The sequence below is a fragment of the Neobacillus drentensis genome (assembly GCF_036965425.1).
Classification (GTDB): Bacteria; Bacillota; Bacilli; order Bacillales; family Cytobacillaceae; genus Neobacillus; species Neobacillus drentensis_F.
Map to the genome: position 1 here is coordinate 1 of NZ_JBALPP010000004.1, position 8,035 is coordinate 8,035.

6 protein-coding genes, 11 tRNA genes, 1 rRNA gene and 3 pseudogenes are annotated in these 8,035 nt (G+C 39.4%); 18 read left to right on the plus strand and 3 right to left on the minus strand.

All coding sequences use genetic code 11. The features are described from left to right. The first annotated feature begins 90 nt into the window (after positions 1-90). From rrf to V7161_RS00450, 15 genes and pseudogenes are all read left to right on the plus strand, one after another. Positions 91-207 (plus strand): 5S ribosomal RNA (gene rrf, locus V7161_RS00380). A gap of 18 nt (positions 208-225) precedes the next feature. Then, a tRNA-Thr gene (locus tag V7161_RS00385) sits at positions 226-301 on the plus strand. Between the two features lie 5 nt (positions 302-306). Further along, positions 307-388 (plus strand) — tRNA-Leu (locus V7161_RS00390). 38 nt (positions 389-426) lie between these two features. After that, positions 427-501, plus strand: a tRNA-Gly gene (locus V7161_RS00395). 5 nt (positions 502-506) lie between these two features. Then, positions 507-595, plus strand: a tRNA-Leu gene (locus V7161_RS00400). A 10-nt stretch (positions 596-605) separates the two neighbouring features. After that, positions 606-682: transfer RNA gene (locus V7161_RS00405), tRNA-Pro, on the plus strand. 23 nt (positions 683-705) lie between these two features. Next, positions 706-781 (plus strand) — tRNA-Ala (locus V7161_RS00410). A gap of 18 nt (positions 782-799) precedes the next feature. Beyond that, positions 800-876: transfer RNA gene (locus tag V7161_RS00415), tRNA-Met, on the plus strand. A gap of 10 nt (positions 877-886) precedes the next feature. Then, positions 887-979: transfer RNA gene (locus V7161_RS00420), tRNA-Ser, on the plus strand. Positions 980-997: 18 nt separating this feature from the next. Continuing rightward, a tRNA-Tyr gene (locus V7161_RS00425) sits at positions 998-1,082 on the plus strand. A gap of 40 nt (positions 1,083-1,122) precedes the next feature. Then, positions 1,123-1,193 (plus strand) — tRNA-Trp (locus V7161_RS00430). A 19-nt stretch (positions 1,194-1,212) separates the two neighbouring features. After that, positions 1,213-1,294, plus strand: a tRNA-Leu gene (locus V7161_RS00435). A 303-nt stretch (positions 1,295-1,597) separates the two neighbouring features. After that, positions 1,598-1,861 (plus strand): ArsR/SmtB family transcription factor, encoded by a 264-nt coding sequence (locus V7161_RS00440; RefSeq protein ID WP_335441783.1) that lies wholly within the window; start codon positions 1,598-1,600, stop codon positions 1,859-1,861. A 74-nt stretch (positions 1,862-1,935) separates the two neighbouring features. Further along, positions 1,936-3,036: an alkene reductase gene (locus V7161_RS00445; RefSeq protein WP_335441784.1), complete on the plus strand. Its 1,101-nt coding sequence runs from the start codon at positions 1,936-1,938 to the stop codon at positions 3,034-3,036. Positions 3,037-3,135: 99 nt separating this feature from the next. Then, positions 3,136-3,210, plus strand: a pseudogene (locus V7161_RS00450) (hypothetical protein); the annotation flags it as partial. A 369-nt stretch (positions 3,211-3,579) separates the two neighbouring features. On the opposite strand, the pseudogene V7161_RS00455 reads toward V7161_RS00450, so the two are convergent. Next, positions 3,580-3,888 (minus strand): annotated as a pseudogene (locus V7161_RS00455) (IS4 family transposase); the annotation flags it as partial. Positions 3,889-4,139: 251 nt separating this feature from the next. On the opposite strand from V7161_RS00455, the gene V7161_RS00460 reads away from it, so the two are divergent. The 3 genes and pseudogenes from V7161_RS00460 (at position 4,140) to V7161_RS00470 (ending at position 5,839) form a co-directional block, all read left to right on the plus strand. Further along, positions 4,140-4,391 (plus strand): hypothetical protein, encoded by a 252-nt coding sequence (locus V7161_RS00460; RefSeq protein WP_335441785.1) that lies wholly within the window; start codon positions 4,140-4,142, stop codon positions 4,389-4,391. Next, positions 4,349-4,810 (plus strand): annotated as a pseudogene (locus tag V7161_RS00465) (enoyl-CoA hydratase-related protein); the annotation flags it as partial. The gene V7161_RS00460 and the pseudogene V7161_RS00465, both read left to right, overlap by 43 nt. 249 nt (positions 4,811-5,059) lie before the next feature. Further along, entirely contained in the window at positions 5,060-5,839 is a 780-nt protein-coding gene (locus V7161_RS00470) for a crotonase/enoyl-CoA hydratase family protein (RefSeq protein WP_335441786.1), read from the plus strand. A gap of 151 nt (positions 5,840-5,990) precedes the next feature. Here V7161_RS00470 and V7161_RS00475 read toward each other — a convergent pair whose 3' ends face one another. After that, a complete protein-coding gene (locus V7161_RS00475; RefSeq protein WP_335441787.1) occupies positions 5,991-7,226 on the minus strand; it encodes a benzoate/H(+) symporter BenE family transporter in 1,236 nt (411 codons plus the stop codon). A gap of 447 nt (positions 7,227-7,673) precedes the next feature. Continuing rightward, a complete protein-coding gene (locus V7161_RS00480; protein ID WP_335441788.1) occupies positions 7,674-7,985 on the minus strand; it encodes an iron-sulfur cluster biosynthesis family protein in 312 nt (103 codons plus the stop codon). Positions 7,986-8,035: the final 50 nt, after the last annotated feature.

Consider the following 8,035-nt stretch of genomic DNA (forward strand, 5'->3'; position numbering starts at 1 on the left):
GAGGACTTAACCAAGTCATTAGGTGAACTCGTTTTTACAAACTTCTTCTGCATTATCTAGTTTTGAGGGAATGAACCCTTAAGTAAATAGTCTGGTAATTATGGCGAGAAGGTCACACCCGTTCCCATACCGAACACGGAAGTTAAGCTTCTCAGCGCCGATGGTAGTTGGGGCACGCGCCCCTGTGAGAGTAGGACGTTGCCAGGCTGTTATTTAACAAATTATGCCGGTTTAGCTCAATTGGTAGAGCAACTGACTTGTAATCAGTAGGTTGGGGGTTCAAGTCCTCTAGCCGGCACCATATATGCGGGTGTGGCGGAATTGGCAGACGCACCAGACTTAGGATCTGGCGCCGCAAGGCGTGGGGGTTCGACTCCCTTCACCCGCACTAAAGTTTTTTGCGATAGCAAAATAATTTACCATAATGCGGAAGTAGTTCAGTGGTAGAACACCACCTTGCCAAGGTGGGGGTCGCGGGTTCGAATCCCGTCTTCCGCTCCAAAATTGCCGGGGTGGCGGAACTGGCAGACGCACAGGACTTAAAATCCTGCGGTAGGTGACTACCGTACCGGTTCGATTCCGGTCCTCGGCACCACTTAATATGACGGGAAGTAGCTCAGCTTGGTAGAGCACTTGGTTTGGGACCAAGGGGTCGCAGGTTCGAATCCTGTCTTCCCGACCAGTCAGAAATTTTTCAAAAATTATGGGGCCTTAGCTCAGCTGGGAGAGCGCCTGCTTTGCACGCAGGAGGTCAGCGGTTCGATCCCGCTAGGCTCCACCATATTTCAATCATATATTTGGCGGTGTAGCTCAGCTGGCTAGAGCGTACGGTTCATACCCGTAAGGTCGGGGGTTCGATCCCCTCCGCCGCTACCATATTTTTAACGGAGGAATACCCAAGTCCGGCTGAAGGGATCGGTCTTGAAAACCGACAGGCGGGTTAAACCGCGCGGGGGTTCGAATCCCTCTTCCTCCGCCATATTTTTTTATCCTTTTTGGAGGGGTAGCGAAGTGGCTAAACGCGGCGGACTGTAAATCCGCTCCCTCGGGGTTCGGCGGTTCGAATCCGTCCCCCTCCACCAAAATTTTTTCGCATTAGCGAAAATAACTTTCAATAAATTTAGGGGCATAGTTTAAAGGTAGAACTAAGGTCTCCAAAACCTTCAGTGTGGGTTCGATTCCTACTGCCCCTGTAGTTTTTTATATAACCTTGCCGATGTGGCGGAATTGGCAGACGCGCACGACTCAAAATCGTGTTCCGTGAGGAGTGTCGGTTCGACCCCGACCATCGGTATCAATTAAAGGTTAAAAGCCTTATAGGTCAATGCTTTGAAGTTATTCGAGCATTGGCCTTTTTTCGTTTTAGTGGACTAAAGCCTAATGCAATCGTGCGGACACCATTTACGGTTATTAAGTACCTTATTAAGACCAATATTTCTTAAAGGGAGATGAGTAAATTGACTAAGGCAATAAAAATGAAAAGAATATTTTACTTTAAATTAAAAATGGAAAAGCGCTCACTTGACAGAGCATATATAATCCAATACAATATTTCTAGAAATACTGAAATAAGGATACTGAAAGGAGGTTTTTAGTGGTGAATGATGATATTGCAGTAAAAGTCTATAAGGCATTAGGTGAATCAACTCGTTTACAAATCGTAAAATTACTTGTTAAACAATCAGAGCTGGCTTGCCTGGAAATGGCAGATCAATTAAAAGTCCCGAACAATTCAACATTGACTCATCATTTAAAACCATTACTCGATTGCGGTTTATTAGCCGTTCGCAGAGAGGGAACCTTCAGATATTACAGTTTACAACGAGAAGTCCTTGCACAATACGCTCCCGCTTTACTTTAATGTTAAAGCGGATTAATTTTAAAATCAATTTCAGTATTTATAGAAATACCGAATAAACGAACGGGGGAAAAAATATGGCTCAAATTATCAAAGAAACAAATTCTCGGGGAAATTTAAAAAATGGTTTAGAAAGTAAATTGTTTGAACCGATTAAAATCGGAGCTTGGAATTTACGCTCTCGTATCGCAATGGCACCGTTAACAAGATCCTTTGCAGATGATCAAACGGGCGTAGTAGGAGAGGATATTGTTGAATACTACCGAAAACGTGCTGCCGATGGCGTCGGTTTAATCATTTCAGAAGGAACAGTCATTAGTCCTCGTGGAAAAGGCTATCCTGGAATTCCAGGCATTTATTCAGACGAACAAATTAAGGGATGGAAAAAAGTAACGGATGCTGTTCATAAAGAGGGAGGATCTATGATCGCTCAAATATGGCATGTTGGACGATTATCCCATCACGAGCTTGCTGGAAATCTGCCCCCACAAGCACCATCAGCTATTCCGGCTGAAGGCCTTGTCTCTCGTTTCCGAAAGCCATATGATGTTCCTGAAGAAATGACAATTGAAGATATTAATGTAGTAATCAATCAATATGCACAGGCAGCGAAAAATGCAATTGAAGCAGGCTTTGATGGGGTGGAAATTCACGGTGCCCACGGATACTTAATTGACCAATTCAATTCAGATATAACCAATCATCGTACCGATGAATATGGTGGTGACCTTGCTCAAAGATTAACGTTCATGAAGGAAGTTATTAAAGCAGTTATCGACGCAATCGGTACAGAACGAACAATGATTCGATTCTCTGCTCATAAAGCAGATATTCCAAATTACATGTGGGAAGATCCGGAAATGGCTATTCGTATATTTGTTGAGGCATTAAAGGAAGCGGGTGCAACAATGATTCACCCATCCATTATGCAATTTGATCGAGTGCTTGCAGATGGCAAAACGATGCATCAGTTAGTCCGAAAATACTGGGATGGTGTCATTATTGGGGTAGGTACATTAAATCCAGTAATGGCAAGTCAGGCGATTGAAGAAGGAATAATTGATGTCGCGGCTTTTGGACGTCCATTCATTGCTAATCCTGATTTTATTCATCGTTTAAAAAGTGGTAGAGAATTGGAAGAATACGAGGTAAAGAAGCATCTTTATACATTAATTTAAAGCATTAGAATAGAAAGAAGCTTTTATAGCTTCTTTCATTTTGTTTGCTATTTCAGTGTTTTATAGAAATTAAAAATGATATTGAGCTGGAAAATTGACATGTCAAATACAGCAAAGATTTATATTTTAGCATTGATAAGTTTTTTAGTTGGTACTTCACAGTACATCATCTCTTTTTCCGCGGTTCGTTTTCCGTTGCGGTTTGCGTTATATTACTCGAATTTCAAAAAAAGAATTCGCTGGACCCGTGCGTATGAAAATGTGTACGGCGATTTAATTGCGGTATGCAATTTCTCGTTAATCACGTTGCTCTGGTACAAGCTATCCGTCCGTCGATCCAAGTCTTCGCAGCGGAACATTACAGAAAAGACGGGCGAGATAGCGAAATAAATTAACAATTTAAGAATCAAGAGAAAAAGGATTTTAAGGGTTGTACAGTGTAGGCTTGTTTAGGTGCTGGTCAAAAAGTTCATTCCCGCAGAGATGGCGATGAAAATACCGGATGGGATGAGTTTTGAGGAAGCCGCTGCCGTTCCGGATAACACGGTCAAACACATACATTCACTCTTTGTTGTTACCATGATTTTAAGCTGACCACGGTCATGTTATTTGGCAGTTGCCATCACGGCTTTTTCAGGGGAAGAAAATCCTTTTTCCATAAAAACAAGCCGTTGATGCAACTTCACTCCGACTTATTTTGCGAATTTCTGCCCATTTATGATTCGTCAAATTGATTGGCAATGTGCTTGAATCGATAATTTTTAAGGACATCACAAGTTTCGTGTAATTCGATTTGACATGAATTTGTAACACTAAATCAAGAAAATTCCTTTGAAATAGCTCCCGATTCATATTAATGATGAATATTTAATAGATCAATGAAATTATAAAAATATTAAAAAAACCACTATATGTAAGCGTATACATACTAAATGATCAGTATGCTGAAGATAAAGTTTTATTCATCTATGCAGATTTGTTTTCAATATTTGAAGGGACTCACCCTCGCCTGACAACAGTTGAAACCTATTTCATCATGACAGACAAAGCGAAGCTTCCTCTCACCTCAATACCAAATGTCTAATCTTACGAAGATTTGATCCATGAAGAAAAAACAGCCTATGAATTCCCCGATTTTAGTGAATGACAAACAAGAGTTGTTGAATCACCCTGCCACACAAGTTACCAAATGGTGGATACCTGATGATATTTTGTTCTTCACAGAAATTCCTAAAACGAGTGTTGGAAAGTTTTCCAAAAAAACATTGCTAGAATTGTACGAAGCTGGCAAACTGACCGGAGCCCAGCAGGTGCTGCCGGAGAGGGTTTCAATCTGGCACTGGCCTGCGATTTGATTGTAGCAGCAGATGACAGTAAATTCGCCCTCAGCTTTTCGCAGGTTGGCTTAATCTCCGATGGAGGAGGATCGTATTTTCTGCCAAGATTAGTCGGTCCGCACCTGGCCAAACAATTCTTCTTTACTGCCGAACCCATTCCTGCAGAGCGTCTTTATCAATTGGGTGTTGTCAATTATTTGCATCCATTGGAAAAACTTCAGGAAGAAACTACTAAACTGGCATTAAAATTGGCGCACGGCCCTGGTAAATCATTTGGAAAACAAAAGAAATTAATAGACCAGGCATTGACTGCCTCGTTAGCTGAAATCCTGGAACAGGAACGGCTGATTCAAACTTTAATGGTGCAAACCGAAGACCACCAAGAAGGCATTGCCGCATTTATAGAGAAGCGGAAGCCGGAATTTAAAGGAAAGTAAATAATATAATAAACGTTGCTGAATTCATCTAGTTCATTTTCATCAAGTTCCTAGTATTCACATGTAATTCAGTGTAAACGTTGCAGGAGTGGATTGCAGACTCACGGATGGACCTCGGGCAGGCGCGTTTGCTAGCGCACGCATACAATGGTGAATGCGGCCTGGTCCGAGACGGCCTTGAGCAAGGGATATGAGATCTGTTTCTCTGAGAAATTTGCAGCAATTTAAAATTTAAGGGAGGTTTTTAATTTGACAAACGCTGTAACTGTTGAAAGAAAAGGACATGTTTTGCTTATCGGGTTAAATCGTCCAGAGGAACGAAACATATTCAACATGGACCTGATTTATGGATTAGCTTCTGCATTAGGTGAACTTGAGCGTGATCCGGAATTGCGCTGTGGCGTTCTGTTTGCTCATGGTAAACACTTTACACTAGGACTGGATTTAGCGGAGTATTCTTCACAAGCTAGTGAGGAAGGGAATGAGTACCCTGATGGTGGGATTGATCCATGGGGAGGGCAAAAACCATACCGTACGAAGCCGCTTATTAGTGCCGTTCACGGAATTTGTTTGACTCTAGGTATTGAACTCATCCTTAACTCTGACATACGTTTAGCAGCTAAAGATACGCGGTTTTTCCAATTGGAAGTACAACGTGGAATTTTTCCATTTGGCGGGGCAACGTACCGTTTCGTACGTGATGCAGGATGGGGAAATGCAATGAGATATTTGCTTACAGGCGATGAATTTTCTGCTGAGGAAGCTCATCGTATGGGCATCATTCAAGAAGTTGTAGAACAAGATCAACTTTTGCCTCGTGCGATTGAACTTGCAGAGTATATTGCTAGCCAATCACCAATTGGCACTCAAGAAACAAGAAAAAATGCACGATTAGCTATCTTAGAAGGAGAAGAAAAAGCTGCTAAAATGCTCCATCCTGTAATACATAAGTTATTTCAAACGGAGGATGCCAAAGAAGGTGTAGCATCATTCTTAGAACGAAGAAAAGCAAACTTTAAAGGGTGTTAACATACTTCTCAATTCCCTTTAAATCTGATTTGAGAAAATTGTTCATATAGGCTCTGATGCTAAGAAAGTGTACAGTTTTCAGAAAAAAGGTAGAATTCGTTAATTGAATTCTACCTTTTTATAGGGCCAAAATCCATTTTACTTTTATAAGTTAAGCTGTTTCTTTTTCCTTTTTTTCAATTTTTCCTATAGTATCATTTTCAATATATCGTGCAATGAGAGAACCAACAAGTAAGGACCAAACGGGCGCACTTATACTTAATAAGGTAATCTTTGATAAGGCAATAATGAAGGCAAATACAGTACTTATTTTCATTGTTTGCTTTGAGAAAGATTGATGTAAACTATTTCCAAATACACCGAGAAGCGAAAATCCAACAATCATTGAAATGAACTCTTTCGGTAAAGCTTGGATTAGTGGAACCAGTTTCCAAGAGAATAAACCGTAAACGAGAAGAAGAGCACCCGCCACTACAGCCCCCATGTATCTTTTTTCCTTTGGACCTGCCTCTTCATCTGCACATATTACTGTTGCCATTCCAGCAATATTTGCAGACTGACCTCCAAAAAAGCTTGTTATGATTGAAAATAATCCGCTAAAGGAAATAATTTGATTGATCGGGGTCCGATAATTATTTTTTTCCAATGCACCGACCGCAACTGCTGCATCGTTGCTTAAAATGAGAAAAGCAAGCGGGATAGAGACAGAAAGGAAACTTACTATATTAAAATCAGGTAATTGAATTTCGGGCATAATCACTCCAGAATTCCATTTAATGTTATTCAATGGATAGAACATGATCAATAATATAGTTCCAATGACAATCGCTGCAATTACAGGCGGAATTTTTATTTTCCACCTGCTAAAAATAAAAAAGGCCACCAAAGGAATAAATCCAATTAATATTAGCTTGTTGATTGAAATAATAAAATTCACCATATAGTTTGTAATCATTCCTGCCAGCATTGCCGAAATAATTTCTTTAGGCACCAACTTAATCAATTTTGAGAAAAAACCCAGAAATCCAATGAGTACCATTAAAATGCCTGAAATGATATATGCTCCGATTAATTCATGGTAGCTAAACTGCGATGTCATCGTTGTCAGGAATGCAACACCAGTAAGCGTATGGCCGCCAACAATCGGTATCCGACTATACATGGGAAGAATAATGCCAAATAATCCTCCAAATACATAGACTGCAAATATCCATAGAATCGTCTGTGTGGAACTGAAGTTTCCCTTTGTTGCTGCTTCCAATATAAGAGCAGTAGGTCCCGTAATAATGAATATTCCTGCAATCAAACCTGCCGAAATATTTTTATGATTTAAATCCTTATGGGATACTCTATTCCTGCTATTTCTATCCACTGGAAAACTATTCATGTTTCTCCCCCTTTTTTATATGAAGTGCTTGCTTTGTATTCTATTAAAAATTATGAAATTACAAAATTTTAGCTATTCTTTCATAATAAAAGATTAAACAGCTTTTTAACCCTCCAATCAAATATTTTTATTACCATCCATTTTAATTTATGAAATATATAAGTTTATAAAGTGGCTCGCAATAAATCAGTGGATGTGGTTTGTGGGTAACAATTTAAAGAAAAATATTTTCTATAAATTATTAGTAAATGGATGGTTAAAAAAGTATATAAGTAGATGATTATTATTACCTTATAGTTAATAACCGGTTTCTTTAAGGGACTCGGTCCATGATGGAGTAAAAGCATCCAAGATTTTAGTTTAAAAACAAACAAAAATGGGGTCAGACATTGGTCCGACCCCATTTTATCGTAAGAATTGGTAATCCATTCTAGATTTTGGATGGAGTTAAACAAATCTTAGTCTAATTCTATTATTAAAAATTTGATTCCTATTTGAAAAAACAAAAGATCCTCCTGAATAATTGATGTTTAGCTCATGATCGTACGTTTCTTCAATGTCACCGTCAATCATGATGTTTATACCGTCTATATTCAATAATTTTTCATAAGAATAATTCTCTCTTAACGGGACTACTTTCATTTCATAAATAGTGTTTACAATATCACAACTGCCCGGATCCATAGATAATTGAATCATCTTATCGTGACTTACTTGACTCAGCGCCTCTTTCGCTTGATCTGTAATGGTAATGTTCATAAGGTTGTTGTTTCCTCTTTTCATATTTTATTTTTATTTTTCCTTTATTA

What these genes read in the sequence shown, in the direction of transcription:
- V7161_RS00475 (WP_335441787.1), bottom strand. Translation starts at nt 7,226, where the DNA reads ATGAATAGTTTTCCAGTGGATAGAAATAGCAGGAATAGAGTATCCCAT.
- V7161_RS00480 (WP_335441788.1), bottom strand. Translation starts at nt 7,985, where the DNA reads ATGAACATTACCATTACAGATCAAGCGAAAGAGGCGCTGAGTCAAGTA.
- V7161_RS00445 (WP_335441784.1), top strand. Translation starts at nt 1,936, where the DNA reads ATGGCTCAAATTATCAAAGAAACAAATTCTCGGGGAAATTTAAAAAAT.
- V7161_RS00460 (WP_335441785.1), top strand. Translation starts at nt 4,140, where the DNA reads ATGAAGAAAAAACAGCCTATGAATTCCCCGATTTTAGTGAATGACAAA.